This is a genomic window from Bariatricus sp. TF06-38A (genome assembly GCF_027690675.1).
In the GTDB taxonomy this organism is placed as follows: Bacteria; Bacillota; Clostridia; order Lachnospirales; family Lachnospiraceae; genus Allocoprococcus; species Allocoprococcus comes.
Window position 1 is genome coordinate 45,372 of the sequence record NZ_JAQFCE010000018.1, and the last position, 16,809, is coordinate 62,180.

General features: G+C 42.6%; 13 protein-coding genes. All 13 read left to right on the forward strand.

Annotated features, from left to right (window positions below):
* The first annotated feature begins 27 nt into the window (after positions 1 to 27).
* The 13 genes from argF to PG418_RS13175 all read left to right on the forward strand — a co-directional run bounded on the left by argF (position 28) and on the right by PG418_RS13175 (position 16,656).
* The gene (gene argF, locus PG418_RS13115) at positions 28 to 2,076 is read left to right on the forward strand and encodes an ornithine carbamoyltransferase (protein WP_173690241.1); all 2,049 of its coding nucleotides are present in this window, start codon (positions 28 to 30) and stop codon (positions 2,074 to 2,076) included.
* A 5-nt stretch (positions 2,077 to 2,081) separates the two neighbouring features.
* The gene (locus PG418_RS13120) at positions 2,082 to 3,062 is read left to right on the forward strand and encodes a biotin--[acetyl-CoA-carboxylase] ligase (RefSeq protein ID WP_498837491.1); all 981 of its coding nucleotides are present in this window, start codon (positions 2,082 to 2,084) and stop codon (positions 3,060 to 3,062) included.
* Between the two features lie 11 nt (positions 3,063 to 3,073).
* On the forward strand, positions 3,074 to 3,412 hold the full coding sequence (locus tag PG418_RS13125) for a DUF6145 family protein (protein WP_008370111.1): 339 nt from the start codon (positions 3,074 to 3,076) through the stop codon (positions 3,410 to 3,412).
* On the forward strand, positions 3,409 to 4,377 hold the full coding sequence (gene dusB, locus PG418_RS13130) for a tRNA dihydrouridine synthase DusB (protein ID WP_173686186.1): 969 nt from the start codon (positions 3,409 to 3,411) through the stop codon (positions 4,375 to 4,377). The genes PG418_RS13125 and dusB overlap by 4 nt, the downstream gene beginning before the upstream one ends.
* 186 nt (positions 4,378 to 4,563) lie before the next feature.
* A complete protein-coding gene (gene greA, locus PG418_RS13135; RefSeq protein ID WP_008370118.1) occupies positions 4,564 to 5,046 on the forward strand; it encodes a transcription elongation factor GreA in 483 nt (160 codons plus the stop codon).
* Positions 5,047 to 5,079: 33 nt separating this feature from the next.
* The gene (gene lysS, locus PG418_RS13140; protein ID WP_271834744.1) at positions 5,080 to 7,023 is read left to right on the forward strand and encodes a lysine--tRNA ligase; all 1,944 of its coding nucleotides are present in this window, start codon (positions 5,080 to 5,082) and stop codon (positions 7,021 to 7,023) included.
* Between the two features lie 263 nt (positions 7,024 to 7,286).
* Entirely contained in the window at positions 7,287 to 8,171 is an 885-nt protein-coding gene (locus PG418_RS13145) for a MerR family transcriptional regulator (RefSeq protein WP_117714600.1), read from the forward strand.
* Between the two features lie 133 nt (positions 8,172 to 8,304).
* Positions 8,305 to 9,690: a zinc-ribbon domain-containing protein gene (locus PG418_RS13150; protein ID WP_498837492.1), complete on the forward strand. Its 1,386-nt coding sequence runs from the start codon at positions 8,305 to 8,307 to the stop codon at positions 9,688 to 9,690.
* A complete protein-coding gene (locus PG418_RS13155) occupies positions 9,687 to 9,866 on the forward strand; it encodes a hypothetical protein (RefSeq protein WP_002594660.1) in 180 nt (59 codons plus the stop codon). Before PG418_RS13150 ends, PG418_RS13155 begins: the two co-directional genes overlap by 4 nt.
* A 236-nt stretch (positions 9,867 to 10,102) precedes the next feature.
* Entirely contained in the window at positions 10,103 to 10,231 is a 129-nt protein-coding gene (locus PG418_RS13160) for a hypothetical protein (protein ID WP_255601781.1), read from the forward strand.
* Between the two features lie 169 nt (positions 10,232 to 10,400).
* A complete protein-coding gene (locus tag PG418_RS13165; protein WP_066517816.1) occupies positions 10,401 to 11,225 on the forward strand; it encodes a ParA family protein in 825 nt (274 codons plus the stop codon).
* The gene (locus tag PG418_RS13170; RefSeq protein ID WP_008789316.1) at positions 11,182 to 12,120 is read left to right on the forward strand and encodes a ParB/RepB/Spo0J family partition protein; all 939 of its coding nucleotides are present in this window, start codon (positions 11,182 to 11,184) and stop codon (positions 12,118 to 12,120) included. Before PG418_RS13165 ends, PG418_RS13170 begins: the two co-directional genes overlap by 44 nt.
* A 285-nt stretch (positions 12,121 to 12,405) precedes the next feature.
* Complete coding sequence (locus PG418_RS13175; RefSeq protein ID WP_498837493.1) at positions 12,406 to 16,656, forward strand: SpaA isopeptide-forming pilin-related protein; 4,251 nt, start codon at positions 12,406 to 12,408, stop codon at positions 16,654 to 16,656.
* The last annotated feature ends 153 nt before the right edge of the window (positions 16,657 to 16,809 follow it).

Sequence of the window (16,809 nt, forward strand, 5' to 3'; positions counted from 1 at the left end):
ATCAAGCGCAAAGGAGAGTGTGATTTGATGAAACCGATAATCGATTTAAATAAAGAATATGGATTGGTATTCGATGGAGGAGGAGCCAGAGGTGCGTATCAGATCGGTGCGTGGCGGGCTCTTTCGGAAGCTGGTGTGAAGATCAGTGCAGTAGCGGGTACTTCTGTGGGCGCCCTGAATGGCGCCCTTGTTTGTATGGGAGATCTGGAGAAAGCAGGACATATCTGGAAAGAGATGGCATTTTCCCGTGTTATGGATGTGGATGATGAGTTGATGGAACAGTTCTTTGATGGAGAGGCATCCATAAGAGAGATTTTGAAAGGTCTCTGGAAGAAGCTTGCAGATGGTGGAATTGATATTACACCGCTTAAGGAATTGATCCATGAGGTTGTAGACGAAGAAAAGATCAGGAAATGCGGAAAAGAATTCTGCCTTTTGACATTTTCTGTATCGGATATGAAGGAACTGGATCTGAGTATTGAAGATATACCGGAAGGTCTTCTGGAGGATTTTCTTCTTGCCAGCGCATATCTGCTTGGATTTAAAAATGAACCGCTGCACGGCAAGACATATATTGATGGTGGTGCGGTCAATAATGTGCCGACCGCGTCTCTTCTAAAAAGGGGATATAAGGATCTGATCCAGGTAAGGATCTTTGGCCCGGGAAGAGTGCCGAAGACGACGATTCCGGAAGACGGCTCTCTGCTGGAGATCGAACCGAGAGTAGGACTTGGCAGTATTCTCGAATTTTCGGCAAAGCGGAGCAGACAGAATTTGAAAATTGGCTATTATGATGCAAAAAGAGCGCTTTACGGGCTCACTGGATCGATTTACTATATTGAAGAAACACGAGAAGAGTGTTATTATGTAGAAATAATGAAGCTTTTGAGCGAACTTGAAAAGACGGAATATCGTTTCAAACTCAAGTTGCCGATCGGCTGTTCAGACAGAGAGTTGTTCTATGGAATGCTGGAGGCAAGTGCGAAGCTCATGAGAATTCCAAAATATAATATTTATACAGCAGATGAACTGTGGAATGAGACGAGCAGAAAGTACGGGACTCTTACAGATGAGGGAAAAGAAAAACTGCCGAAATTCGTCCATGCGATTGCAAAGCTGAGAAAGGACTACAAGATGAATTTAAAAGGAAGAAGTTTTTTGAAACTGGAAGATTATACACCGGCAGAGATTGAATATCTCGTTGACCTGGCAGGTGAATTAAAGGCAAAGAAGAAAGCAGGAATTAAAGGACACAGCCTGGAAGGAAAGAACATTGCCCTTATTTTTGAAAAGCCATCTACAAGAACCAGATGTGCATTTACCGTAGGAGCACAGGATGAAGGTGGAATCCCGACATACCTTGCAGGTAATGAGATCCAGTTAGGCGATAAAGAGAGTATCGAAGATACAGCACGTGTACTTGGAAGAATGTTCGATGGAATCGAATTCCGTGGATTTGAACAGAGATACGCAGATGTACTTGCAGAGTATAGTGGAGTTCCGGTATGGAATGGTCTGACAGATACTACACATCCGACACAATGTCTGGCTATGCTCCTTACCATGAAAGAAGAATTCGGACACCTGAAAGGTCTGAAGGTTGCATACCTTGGAGATGGACGTAACAACGTTGCGAACAGCCTTCTGGTAGGATGCGCCAAAATCGGAGTAGATGTAGCAATCGTTGCACCGAAGCCACTCTGGACTTCGGAATCTCTGTGGAAGAGATGTGACGAATATGCAAAAGAATCCGGAGCAACTATCGAGATCACCGATGACCTTGATGGTGTAAAGGGAGCAGATGTCATTTACACAGACGTATGGATTTCCATGGGTGAAGAAAAGAAAGAGCAGGAAAGAGAGCGTCTCGGAAAGCCATATCAGGTAAATGCAGCTCTGATGGAACGTACAGGAAAAGATACTACAATCTTCTCACACTGCCTGCCGGCGATCAAAGAAAAAGAAGTTACCGAAGAAGTATTTGAAGGGCCACAGTCAAGAGTATTTGATGAAGCTGAGAACCGTCTGCATACAATTAAGGCAGTTATGGTTGCAACTTTAGGAGAGAACGAATAATAAGCATGAAAGCGGAGATATTAAAGATGCTCCGGCAGAGCGATGGGTATCTGTCGGGGCAGCAGCTCTGTGACCACTTTCAGGTGTCCAGGACTGCTGTGTGGAAAGCAATCAATCAGTTAAAAGAAGAAGGCTATGAGATTGAAGCCGTGAGAAACAAAGGTTATCGCATTGTGGATATTCCGGATCGGATTACCGCGGATGCGATAAAAAGCTGTCTGGAGACAAAATGGATGGCGAAAAATCTGGAGTATTATGACGAGATCGATTCGACTAATAACCGGGCCAAAGCACTTGGCGAGGCCGGAGGTGCAGATGGAACTCTTTTTGTTGCGGAGACGCAGACGGCGGGAAAAGGAAGACGCGGCAGATGCTGGCAATCACCGGCGGGCAGCAGTATTTCCATGTCGATTCTGTTAAGACCTGTGATGAATCCGTCAGATGCACCGATGCTGACACTTGTCATGGCGTATGCGGCAACGAAAGCTTTGCGTGAAAAGACCGAGTTGGATATAGGAATCAAATGGCCGAATGATCTGGTCGTGAGTGGAAAGAAGATCAGTGGGATACTGACGGAGATGAGCGCAGAGATCGATTACATCAATCATGTAGTGATCGGAATCGGAATCAATGTCAATATGGAGTCCTTTCCAGAAGATATCGCAAAGACAGCGACTTCGCTGCGGATCGAAGCGGGCAAAGAATTTCGCAGGTTTGAGCTGATCGCTGCGATCATGGAGCATTTCGAAAAAGCCTACGAAGCGGTCTGCGAGGCGGGAAGTCTGGAGCCGATCATGGAAGATTATAACCGTCTGCTGGTAAACTGTGGGCGTCGGGTGCGTGTACTGGAACCGGGACATGAATATGATGCACTGGCACTGGGGATTGACAAGACCGGGGAATTGCAGGTAGAATGTGAAGACGGCAGCCGAAAGTCTGTCTTTGCCGGAGAAGTTTCGGTACGTGGAATTTATGGGTATGTATAGAAGGAGAATTTATGTATCAGGATAAGATCGTATTATGCGGAGCCAACTCTTACGAAGAAAAATTTTATATGAATCCGGATTTTGATAATCTGCCACAGCACATCAAAGATGAATTGAAGATCATGTGTGTGCTGTATGTACATGATGTTGGGGGAATCCTTACACTTGTATTTGAGGAGAATGGGGAGCTGGAATTTGAAGTGACTTCTGCAGAGGGAGATCCGATGTTTGACGAGATCGGAAGCCGTCTGAAGATCAAGGAGATTCAGACAGACGAGAAGAAGCAGGAGCTTCTGACACAGCTTCAGCTTTACTACAAAGTATTTTTTCTGGGGGAAGAGATTGAATGATAAAGACACTGACGATAGGAAATGTAGAGCTTCCGAACCGTTATGTGCTGGCACCGATGGCAGGGGTAACAGACCTGCCATTTCGTCTGTTATGCAAGGAACAGGGAGCAGGGCTTCTGTGCATGGAAATGATCAGTGCAAAGGCGCTCCAGTACAAGAATAAGAATACCAAGGCGCTGCTTGCGATCGATCCAAGAGAATACCCGGTATCACTTCAGCTTTTCGGGGAAGATCCGGACATCATTTCCGAGCAGGCAAAGCGGATCGAAGAACTTCCATTTCAGATCCTGGATATCAATATGGGCTGTCCGGTTCCAAAGGTCGTGCGCAATGGAGAAGGTTCGGCGTTGATGAAGGATCCGAAGCGAATCTATGATATTGTATATAAGACAGCGAGAGCGATCAAGAAACCGGTGACGATAAAGATCCGCAAAGGATTTGATGATACCTGTATCAATGCACCGGAGATTGCGAAGGTTGCAGAAGAAGCAGGTGCAGCGGCAATCGCAGTACATGGAAGGACCAGAGAACAGTATTACTCCGGAAATGCAGACTGGGAGATTATCCGTAAGGTGAAAGAAGCAGTGAAGATTCCTGTAATCGGAAATGGGGATGTGACAAGCGGACAGAAGGCACTGGATATGTTTGAGCAGACCGGCTGTGATGGTGTGATGATCGGAAGAGGCTGCCAGGGAAATCCATGGATCTTCAGGGAATTACTGGCATATGAAGAGACCGGATCCATTCCGGAAAGACCGGGCACAGACCAGATCCGGGAAACAATGCTGCGTCATGCAAGACTGCAGATCGAGTTCAAGGGAGATTATATCGGAATCCGTGAAATGCGCAAGCATGTGGCATGGTATACCAAGGGAATGCAGGGTTCTGCGAAGCTCAGAGATGAGATCAATCAGGTGGAAAGTTATGAAGAACTGGAGAACCTTTTAATGGAAAAAATCGGATAGACATAAAACGTGTTCTTTCGCATGAGAGAATGCGTTTTTGCATATATTAAACCAGCAAAGAATTGTTGACACAGCCGCTGGAAATATGTATAATAATGAAATTGTGAAAGTAGCTTTAAATGCGGATAAAATCAGTATCTGCGGCTTGAATAGAAAATGATTTGTCGGTAAGTAAGGAGAATTATAATGGAAGCAAAGAAAACATTACTCACCTATACAGGACTTAAGAAACTGGAAGATGAGCTTGAAAATTTAAAAGTTGTGAAAAGAAAAGAAGTAGCAGGAAAGATCAAAGAAGCCAGAGAACAGGGAGACCTTTCAGAGAACGCTGAGTACGATGCAGCAAAGGACGAGCAGCGTGATATCGAGGCACGTATCGAAGAACTTGAGAAAATCCTCAAGAATGCAGAAGTTGTAGTAGAAGATGACGTAGATCTTGATACCATCAACATCGGATGTACAGTAGATGTATATGATAAAGAATTTGAAGAGGAAATCGTATTTCAGCTGGTAGGTTCTACAGAAGCAAACAGCCTGGAAGGTAAGATTTCCAATGAATCTCCGGTAGGAAAAGCCCTGATCGGTAAGAAAGTCGGAGACGTAGTAGCAGTTGAGACACAGGCAGGAGTTATTGAGTACGAAGTACTGAAGATCAATCGTTCAGTATAAGATGGTATACAGCAGAGAGAAGGAGTGAAAAAAGTGGCAACACAGCAGAACAATGGACAGGAACAGGATTTGAATCATTTAAGAAAGGTGCGCCGTGAGAAACTTGCAGAACTGCAGGCAAACGGACAGAATCCTTTTGAGATCACAAAATATGACGTAACACATCACAGCCAGGAAGTGAAAGACAACTTTGATGAACTGGAAGGAAAACACGTTGTACTCGCAGGACGTATGATGTCCAAACGTGTGATGGGAAAAGCATCTTTCTGTAATGTGCAGGATTTACAGGGGAATATCCAGTCTTATGTAGCAAGAGACAGTATCGGAGAAGAAGAATATAAAGCATTCAAGAAGATGGATATCGGTGATATCGTAGGTCTTGAAGGAGAAGTATTCAAAACAAAGACAGGGGAGATTTCCATTCATGCATCTGCTGTAAAGCTTCTCTCAAAGAGTCTGCAGATCCTTCCGGAGAAGTTCCACGGACTGACAAATACAGATACCCGTTATCGTCAGAGATATGTGGATCTGATCATGAACCCGGAAGTAAAGGATACTTTTATTAAACGTTCCAAGATCCTTACCGCAATCCGTAAATATCTTGGAAATGAAGGCTTTATGGAAGTAGAGACTCCGATGCTTGTACAGAATGCCGGAGGAGCAGCTGCAAGACCGTTCGAGACACATTTCAATGCCCTGAACGAAGACCTGAAGCTCCGTATCTCTCTGGAACTTTATCTGAAGAGACTGATCGTTGGTGGTCTGGAAAGAGTATATGAGATTGGACGTGTATTCCGTAACGAAGGTCTTGATACAAGACATAACCCGGAATTCACTCTGATGGAACTTTACCAGGCATACACAGACTATCATGGCATGATGGATCTGACAGAGAACCTGTACCGTTTTGTTGCACAGGAAGTTCTTGGAACTACTCAGATTGTATATAAAGGAATCGAGATGGATCTCGGAAAGCCGTTTGAGCGTATCACAATGGTTGATGCTGTTAAGAAATATGCAGGTGTTGACTGGAACGAAGTAGAAACTCTTGAACAGGCAAGAGAACTTGCGAAAGCACACAATCTTGAATTTGAAGAAAGACATAAAAAAGGTGATATTCTGAATCTGTTCTTCGAAGAATATGTAGAAGAACACCTTCTTCAGCCGACATTCGTTATGGATCATCCGGTTGAGATTTCACCACTTACAAAGAAGAAACCGGAAAATCCGGACTATGTAGAACGTTTCGAGTTCTTCATGAACGGATGGGAAATGGCAAATGCATACTCAGAGCTGAATGACCCGATTGATCAGAGAGAACGTTTCAAAGCACAGGAAGAACTGCTTGCACAGGGTGATGATGAAGCCAACACAACAGATGAAGACTTCATGAACGCACTGGAAATTGGTATGCCGCCTACAGGTGGTATCGGATTCGGTATCGACCGTATGTGTATGCTGTTGACAGGGGCTGAGGCGATCAGAGATGTGCTGCTGTTCCCAACAATGAAGTCCTTAGATGGTGTAAATAAGAAAAATGATGTAAATAATACAGCTTCTGAAGCACCTGAAAAAAATGTAAAAACTGAGTCTGAAAAGATTGATTTTTCTAAGGTAAAGGTAGAGCCTTTATTTGAGGAATTTGTTGATTTTGATACATTCAGTAAGTCAGATTTCCGTGCAGTAAAGGTTAAAGAGTGTGTTGCAGTACCGAAGTCAAAGAAACTGTTACAGTTTACGCTTGATGACGGAACAGGCACAGACAGAACCATTTTAAGCGGTATTCACGCTTATTATGAGCCTGAAGAACTGGTTGGAAAGACGCTTATCGCTATCACAAATCTTCCACCGAGAGCGATGATGGGCATTGACTCTTGCGGTATGCTCCTCAGTGCTATCCACGAAGAAGAAGGCGAAGAAAAGCTCCATCTTCTGATGGTTGATGACCATATTCCAGCAGGTGCAAAGCTCTATTAAGATGATGTAAAGATGTACCGTTTTACCGAATAGACGGGACGTACTTCATTTGATAAAAAACTAAAAAAACAGCGATTTACATCAAACTTACATCAATTGATGCAGAAATCGGTGCAAGCAAGAAAAAATCGCATAATTGGCAGAATGAATGGGCAGTCCTGAAATCGGGATTGCCCATTTTTAGAAGAAAGACGAAAAACTCTTGACCTGCACGCAGCGTATACGCTTATACTATCAACATAAATCATAAGGAGGTGCATCGGATGTTATTAAATGAAATTATAAATGAGGTTGGAATGACAAAGCGTGCAGTTAAGTATTATGAAGAAAAAGGATTGCTGTCAGTGGATAAAGATAACAATGGTTATCGTAACTATACTGCACAAGATGTTGAAACTTTAAAAAAGATTTCAGTATATAGAAAACTCGGTATTAGTATTAAAGACATACAGAGCCTTTTGGAAACTGGCGACAAAAGTATTCTTCTTCGTATTTATCAAGAAAAAGTGCAGGAAAAAGTTTTAAAAGACTCAGAACTTGAAGCTTTGAAGCAATTTATAGATGATGGTGACGCAGACAAAGCAAATGAGGCACTTGATTATCAAACCGTTGAAAATGCAATTGAGTCTTTGCTACCGGGAAAAGAATGGGGAGATTATTTTAAAAGTCATTTCAAACCATTTCTTAATGTAAGGTTGAAGACTCTGGAACAGAAGCAGGCACTACATAATATATTAGAATATTGCGATGAAACGACATTGAAAGTTCCTTTTATTATGGGAATAGGTGCGAAGATGATAGGTGGGATTGCACAAGAAACCAGAACCGCAGATGAGATGATAGCCTATTATCGTGATATGAGTGAAAGTGAATATGAAAGACTAAAAGAAAAAGTATGGAAAGGTGCTAAAATGAAAAACGGTATAATGAAATACCATCCAGCATTTATTGCACAGAGAAAAATGCAGAAAGAGTTACAAAATAAAGGATATAACGATATATTCATTCCTAATTTAATGGTTCTGTCTCCAACGTATGCAGAATATAAGAAAGCGTTAGATAATGTGAACGATAGAATGTGTAGAGAACTTGGACTGTATTATGATAGCAATTATAACTTAGTTATTAAAAAAGATAATTCTAAGTAAAAGTTAAACTACCCTTTGGGAGAGGAGAAATCCTTTTCTCAAAGGGCTTTTTCTATTTATACGGATATTCGCAAACTACAAGATAAAGCCAAAACTTCATATACTCTAAGCACAAGGAGGTTGAGGTTTGGCTATGAACAACAGTTTAGCAGAAGTACACCCAGAGCTTATTACGGAATGGTCGGAGAAGAATTTACCGCTTACACCTGATGATATTACCTTTGGTTCAAATAAAAAAGTATGGTGGAAAGGTACTTGCGGACACGAATGGCAAACAAGCGTTAAGGCTCGTTCTAATGGAGAAAAATGTCCGATATGTTCCGGTGCGAGAGTGATTGCAGGTATTAACGATTTGGCGACATTAGAGCCGTTACTGGCAAAGCAGTGGTCAAAAAAGAATAAGATAAAACCGACAGAGGTTTCTATTGGTTCTCATAAGAAAGTGATATGGAGATGTAAAAAAGGTCACGAGTGGGAAGCTGTCGTTAAAAGCAGGACAATAAATAAAACGGGTTGCCCGTATTGCTCTCATAATAAAGTGTTGGCAGGATTTGATGACCTTGCAACGCTTCTGCCGGATATAGCTGCCGAGTGGTCGGACAGAAATTATCCGTTACTTCCAACTCAGGTTACGGTCTTTGCCAATCGTAAGGCGTGGTGGAAGTGTAAGGATTGCGGCAGAGAGTGGAACACCCTTATTTCTACCCGTTCCGGTGGGAGTAAATGCCCGTATTGCAGTGGGTACATATTCTCGAAAGGGTTTAACGATTTGCAGACAACACACCCTGAAATTGCTTCGGAGTGGTCGGAGAAGAACTTGCCTTTGAAACCTGATGAAGTAAATGCAAAGTCGAGGAAAAACGTCTGGTGGAAGTGCAGAAAATGCGGTAATGAGTGGAAATCCGTTGTCAATGCCCGTGTGAAAGGTACGGTATGCCCCGTTTGTGCAGAGAGAGAAGTCCTTGCCGGATATAATGATTTGGCGACAACGGACAGTCAGCTTCTCAGTGAATGGGATTATGAACAGAATAAATTGAAGCCGACAGAGGTATCACGAACTTCAGCAAAGAGAGCGTGGTGGAAATGCAGGCACGGTCATTCATGGAGTATGAAGATAAATGAAAGGACGATATTGAATAAAGGCTGCCGAATTTGTGAGCAAGAATATTTATCTCTATTTCCTGCTTTGGCTGTTAGCTATTATTCTAATAAGAAAGGTTTGAAAGCAGAACTTGGTTCTGACCGATTGCTTGGAGTTCCGCTTGAAACATACATACCTTCAGAAAAGTTGGCTATTGAGTCAGGAAGTGCTGACGAGAATATAGAAATAATGAAAGCATATATGTGTGAGCAACGAGGAATAAGACTGATTAAACTGCCGATGAAAGGCACTGAACTGGATTATGCCGACAGCCTAAAAAGAGCTTTTCAGAACGTACATATATTTATTTCTTCTGATACAGAGGAAGATGTAGAGATAATCAAAAATACATTTGAAAGATGGAGGGACAGCCAATGAGAGAGAAAACCTATCATCTATACTTAAATGAAGAAGAACGAAGCCGAGTGATACAATCGCTCATTGAACTGAAGAACAATTTAGCAGCTCAGGGACGATACACCGATGCAGTAGATGATGTCCTCTGCAAAGTGCTTGAAGCAAAGAAAAAGAAATTGAAAATTGAATACATTTAGAACGTGTTTTGCCGTCTGTTTCCTAACCGGAGCAGGCGGCTTTTTTTATTTCAAAAAATTTTTCAAAAAAATTTTCGGAAAAGCGGCGATTTTGGGTGTGCATTTCATACCCCTTTGTCCAAATGAGTGAAGGGGTTCATTCCAGATAGCAAAAACGGAAGCCTTTTCGCTTGAAAATTGAATAAGTCATTCACTAAGACTTTATTTCTGATGATAGCCACTTTAGCAGGTACGCCGTGATTTCTGTATTTCAGAATAGCGAGAATTCCGGCTATGAGTATCAGGTTGCTCCTGATATGGCGATGACAGTCAGAATGATAATGATACTTCTCTATGGAGCTGGCGGAGTACCCGGCAGAGGTTAGAATCCTATGATACAGATAAGCAGTCTGTTCCTTAGTGACTTCCCATAAGCATTTTGCTTGGCAAGGGGTGTTGAGAACAAATATTGCTATGACCGATTAGGAAATGAGTCGGTCAGGTACATAGCCATAATGCGGTGGCTATGAATTTCAGAAAGGAGGGCAAAAAGAAGTGTCAAACTGCAAAACGATTTCCGTATGTAACCAGAAAGGCGGAGTCGGAAAGACCACCACAACAGTTAATCTCGGAGTCGGGCTTGCAATGCAGGGCAAGAAAGTATTGCTCATAGACGCAGACCCGCAGGGCGATTTAACGACTTGTCTTGGTTGGCAGGATACAGACGGTTTGGGTATCACGCTTGCAACAAAACTCACAGATGTAATCAATGAAACGATGACAGACCCTATGGTTGGTATCCTGCATCACGAAGAAGGTGTTGACCTTGTTCCGGCAAACCTTGAGCTTTCAGCAATGGAATTTAACCTTGTAAACGCAATGAGCAGAGAAACTACACTCAAGAATTATTTGTGTCAAGTGAAAAACAGATATGATTATGTAATTATAGACTGTATGCCTTCACTTGGTATGGTTACTCTCAATGCTTTATCGGCGGCAGACAGTGTTATCATTCCGGTTCAGGCTCAGTATTTGCCGGCAAAGGGTATGACACAGCTTGTGCAGACCATTTCAAAAGTAAAGAAGTATATCAATCCGGATATTAAGATAGACGGTATGCTGCTTACTTTGGTGGATAGCCGAACAAACCTTGCAAAGAGTACGGTGGAAGCACTCAGGGCGAATTTCGGTAATCAGATAAGAATGTATCGAACACAAATCCCGATTGCCGTAAAAGCCGCTGAAACTTCTTCCAAAGGCAAAAGCATTTATGCTTATGAGCCAAACAGCACAGTGTCTAAGGCATACGCTGAATTTACAAAGGAGGTGTTAGCCGATGGCAGGAAGAAAGAGCGACTTCACTCTCACGAAGCTCGATGATTTATTTACCACGCAGGCACAGAGAGATGAAGAACAGCTTTCAAAAATCCGAGATATTCCGTTAGAGCTGATTGATGATTTCCCAGACCATCCGTTTAAGGTCAGGGACGATGAAGATATGATGCAGCTTGTGGAGAGTGTCAAGGAAAGAGGGGTTATTACTCCGGCAACGGTAAGGCAGAAAGAGGACGGCAGATACGAACTTGTTTCAGGACACAGACGAAAGCGAGCTTGTGAACTGGCAGGATTTGAAACCTTGAGAAGTGAGATTGTAGACCTGAACAGAGATGAAGCGACCATTTTAATGGTTGAGAGTAATTTTCAGAGGTCAGAGATATTGCCGAGTGAAAAAGCCTTTGCGTATAAAATGCGTTTGGAAGCAATGAAAAGACAAGCAGGCAGACCAAGAAAAGAAAATGTGTCCCCAGTGGGGACGAATTTACGAACCGATGAACAAATTGCACAGGAAACAGGGGACAGCAGAAATCAGATACACCGATATGTGCGTCTGACAAACCTTGTTCCTGAACTGCTTGAATTTGTTGACGAGGGGCGTATTAAAATGCGTCCTGCCGTAGAACTTTCCTATCTTGATGAAGATTGCCAGCGTGATGTGGTTGACGAAATCGACCTGAATGACGCAACCCCGTCACACGACCAGACAATCCGTATGCGAAAGTTATTCAACGAGGGCAACCTTACAACTGAAGCAATCCACGCTGTTATGTCTGAGGAAAAGCCGAACCAAAAGGAAAAAATCGTGTTGAGGGGCGACAGAGTAAGACAGCTTATCCCGAAAAATATTCCCGTCAGTCAGACGGAGGATTTTGTCTGCAAAGCATTGGAGCATTACAACAAGTTTTTGCGTAACCGTGCAGAGCGTGACAGCAGATAGCCTGATTTACAGTTCCCCTTTCTCACACTCTAACCCCTTAGTTATACTTCTACCTACCGAAAATGATATATACTATCTCACTTGAATATAACTATCTCAAAGTATATGTCTATCTCTAAAGGGGGAATCGCACAATATGAACGGACTGGAGGTGTATGGTAAAATGAAAAATTAACGAAAAATCCGCATTTGTTTTTCGGCAGGTAAATCTTGTCGTAAGAGAAAATCCACAAAGGCACATCGTAGAGATACGGTGTGTTTTTCAATTTTACAGGAGGAAACGCAATGATAAAGTCAAAATTCAAAAGAGTCACGTCGCTTTTCTTGGCGACCCTTATGTGTGTGACCACTTTTGCAGGCATTGGCTCGACAACAGCATATGCTGCTTCGGGAGAAAAAGCCGATGTCTATATGGTCGATTTTCCTCGTGATGGCGATGCTAATTACGATGGGGTATGGGGACACAGCAATTTGACCTTGAAAAATGGTTGGCATACCGGACGTTCCAATTTTACCAATCTTAAGGCTATTGGCTCATACTCAGGCAATGTTGCTTATTGTATTGAGCCGGGAATTTCGCTCAAGGTCGGTCAGACAATGAATAAGTATGACGAAAATTATTTTAATAACCTTGCATCCAACGGGGTTATTTCCGGAGATGAAATCCGTCTTTTCGTTGGTCGTATTTTACAGTATGGCTATCGTGGGACAATCTCGACTTCTTGGAGGTCACAGAATGAAGCGGCAGCAAACAGCATTGCACAGGCTTATGCTACACAGCTTCTTATCTGGGAAACTGTTATCGGAGAGCGTGATGCAAACTTCAATCATGTAGCAGCCAGTGGTTGCAGCAATGTGAAAGATGTCATCAATGCAAAGCATCCGCTCCGCAATAAGATTTTCAGTTATTACAACAGTATGGTGCAGAGTGTACAGAACCATGCGACCATACCGAGTTTTTGTAATAAATCATCCGGTTCGGCAAAGACAATAGAACTTGAGTGGAACGGAAGCAAGTACACAACTACTCTGACAGATTCCAATAATGTGCTGTCCAAATATAATTTCAAGGCAAGCATCAGTGGAGTGAGCTTTTCAGTGAATGGTAACAAACTTACGGTTTCTATGGATACAGCACCGAGTAAGGAATTTACCATTACCGCAACCAAGAAAAATGCAGTCCGCAGAGGTGTGGTTGTATGGTCAGAGGGCAAACACGGTCAGAATTCCAGTGTGCAGGATGTTGTCAGCTATGCTCAGGAAGTAAGCGACAGTATCAACGGTTATGTGAAGATGAAAGTCAGCTATGGTTCTTGTCAGATTGTAAAGACCAGTGAGGACGGCAAGGTTGACGGTATTAACTTCACGATTACCGGAAACGGTATCAATCAGACGGTTACAACAGCTAATGGCGGTAAGTTCCAGATTGATAACCTTATGCCGGGTATCTATACTGTAACCGAGCAGGCATACGATAAGTACGAGCCGCAGGAAACACATAGAGTTACTGTTGTAGCAGGACAGGTTGCAAAGGTCAATTTTAATAACAAATTGAAGCGTGGCGACCTTCAGGTAGTGAAGTCCTCAGAAGATAATCTTGTTGAAGGTATGAAGTTCCATCTTTTCGGTACTTCTCTTTCCGGTGCTGCTGTTGACCAGTATGCAGTTACAGACAAAAACGGTGTGGCAACTTTCAAAGATGTGCTTATCAGTGGTTCTGAACCATATACCCTTGAGGAAGTAGACACGGCTATCCGTTATGTTGTGCCGAAAAATCAGATTGCACCAGTGAAGTGGAAAGAAGTAACCACAAGAAACTTCAATAATATTTTGAAGAAGTTTACTGTAACAGTAACAAAGAGCGACGCTGAGAAAGGCGAAGCACAGGGCAATGCCAAACTTTCGGGAGCAATTTACGGTATCTATAAGGGAGAAACGCTTGTAGATAAGTATGTTACTGATGAAAACGGTCAGTTCACTACCAAAGAATATGTTTGTGATACCGACTGGACAATCCGAGAAATCACACCGTCAGAGGGATATTTGCTTGATAAGACTATCCATGAAGTAGGTGCAGACCCGAAACTTTATGAGGTGGAACACAACCTTACTTCCAATGATGTAACCGAGCAGGTAATCAAAGGTAATGTGGCTATCATTAAACACACTGACGATGGAGAAACAAAGATTGAAACACCTGAAAAGGGTGCTTCCTTTGAGATTTATCTGAAATTTGCCGGAAGCTATGACGCAGCCAATAAAGACGAGAGAGATACTATCGTTTGCGATGAAAATGGCTTTGGTCAGACAAAAGATATGCCGTATGGTATTTATACTGTACACCAGACTTCTGGTTGGGAAGGCAGAGAGATGATGGACGATTTTGATGTGTTCATTTCACAGAACGCACAGACGTATCGTTATCTTATCAATAACCGTAACTTCGAGAGCTTTGTCAATGTAGTTAAGGTGGACGCAGAAAGCGGAAAGAGTATTCCGTATGCAGGAGCAGGATTTAAGATTTACGACCCGCAGGGTAATCAGGTCAAAATGACCTTTACTTATCCGACACCGACCACGATTGATGTGTTCTATACCGATGCAAATGGTTCTCTTGTCACACCTGAGAAACTGGATTACGGCAAGGGGTATTCTATCGTAGAGGTACAAGCTCCATACGGATATGTACTTGATGATACTCCGGTATATTTTGATATTACCGAAGAAAATTCCACAGAGGAAGGCGGCGTAACTGTTGTGAAAGTCAATAAGCCGAATATGGCACAGAAAGGTACTATCACGGTTGAAAAGACCGGAGAAGTATTTAGTGGTGTCAATGTAAGTGGTTCTGAGGACAGTGATGTTATTTATCAGCCTGCTTATGAAGTGGCAGGACTTGAGGGTGCAGTTTATGAAGTCCGTGCTGCGGAAGATATTAGCACACCGGACGGTACACTCCGCTATTCAAAGGGCGAAGTGGTAGATACTATCACAACAAGCTCCGATGGATTTGTTAAGAGCAAAGAACTTTATCTCGGAAAATACGAGGTCAAGGAAATTACCGCACCTGATGGAATGGTAGTGAGTGGCGAAACACATACGGTTGAGCTTACTTATGCAGGTCAGAATATCTCTGTTACCGAAACTTCCACATCATTCTATAACGAAAGACAGAAAGTTCAGGTAAGCCTTGCAAAAGCCATTGAAAAGGATAAGACATTTGGTATTGGCGACAACGGAGAAATCAAAAACATCAGCTTTGGTCTTTATGCCGCAGAAGATATTGTATCTGCAAGCGGTACCGTTATTCCGGCTGATGGACTGATTGAGATTGTCAGCATAAATGAAAATGGAACTGCTGTTATGAAGTCAGACCTTCCGTTTGGCAAATACTATGTCAAAGAGAATGCAACCGATGAGCATTATATTCTCTCTGATACGAAGTATCCGGTTGTGTTTGAATACGCAGGTCAGGATACCGCAACGGTTGAAATTAAAGTAAATGACGGAAAAGAAATCAAGAATGAACTTATCTATGGTTCTGTATCAGGTAAGAAGATTGACGAGAATGGAGAAGCACTTGAGGGTGCTGTTATCGGTATCTTCAAAGCCGAAGAAACAGAATTTACAAAGGATACTGCACTTATGACGACTATCTCTGCAAAAGACGGTAGTTTTTCTTTTGAAAAAGTACCTTATGGCAAATGGATTGTAAGAGAAATCGAGCAGCCAAAGGGATTTGTTCTTGATGAAAAAGCGTATGAGGTCAATATTAGCAAAGCCGAGCAGGTAGTTGAAATTGAGATTGTCAATGAGTATGTTCACGGCAATATCAGACTCACGAAGGTGGACGCTGAATATCCGGATAACAAGCTTACGGGTGCAACCTTTGAGGTATATAAGGACACCAATGAGAACGGAAAGATTGATGATGGAGATGAACTTATCGGAAATCTTGAAGAAACTGAAACCGGAATTTATGAGATGAAAGAACTGCTTTACGGAAAATATATTGTCCGTGAAACAAAAGCACCGGAGGGCTTCCTGCTTGATAAGGGAGAATACTCTGTTTTCATTGAGAAAGACGAAACAACTTATTCCGTTGAGAATAAGGCAGGTGTCGGATTTATCAATGAAGCTATGCGTGGAACACTGAAAATCGTTAAGACATCTTCAGACGGTAAGGTCAAAGGTTTTGCGTTCAGAGTAACCGGAGCAAACGGCTATGATATGACATTTGAAACAGATAAGAACGGCGAAATCGTGATTGAGGGACTTCGTATTGGCGAATATACCGTATCCGAAGTGGCAAACAATGCCTCTGCCGCATATATCACACCTGCCGACCAGAATGTTACTATCAAACTTGATGAAACAGCCGTTGTAAAAATGCACAATGAGTTGAGGGATACTCCAAAGACAGGAGATGATACCAATATGAAACTTTGGTATGTCCTTGCCGGACTTTCTACTGTCGGTATCGCTGTAACGTCTGTTGTTGCACACAAAAAGAAGAAAAAGGAGGGTAACGAGTAATGGAAGCAAAGACAATTATCGCTATCGCATTAGTCGCCGTTATTGTCGGCGGCTTTATCTTTCTTCAGGTTAAAAACCGTAAGAAGTAAGTAACAAGCGAACATTAACCAGTCGGGGCAGAGCGTAAAAAACTCTGTCCCTTTAATTTTTGGA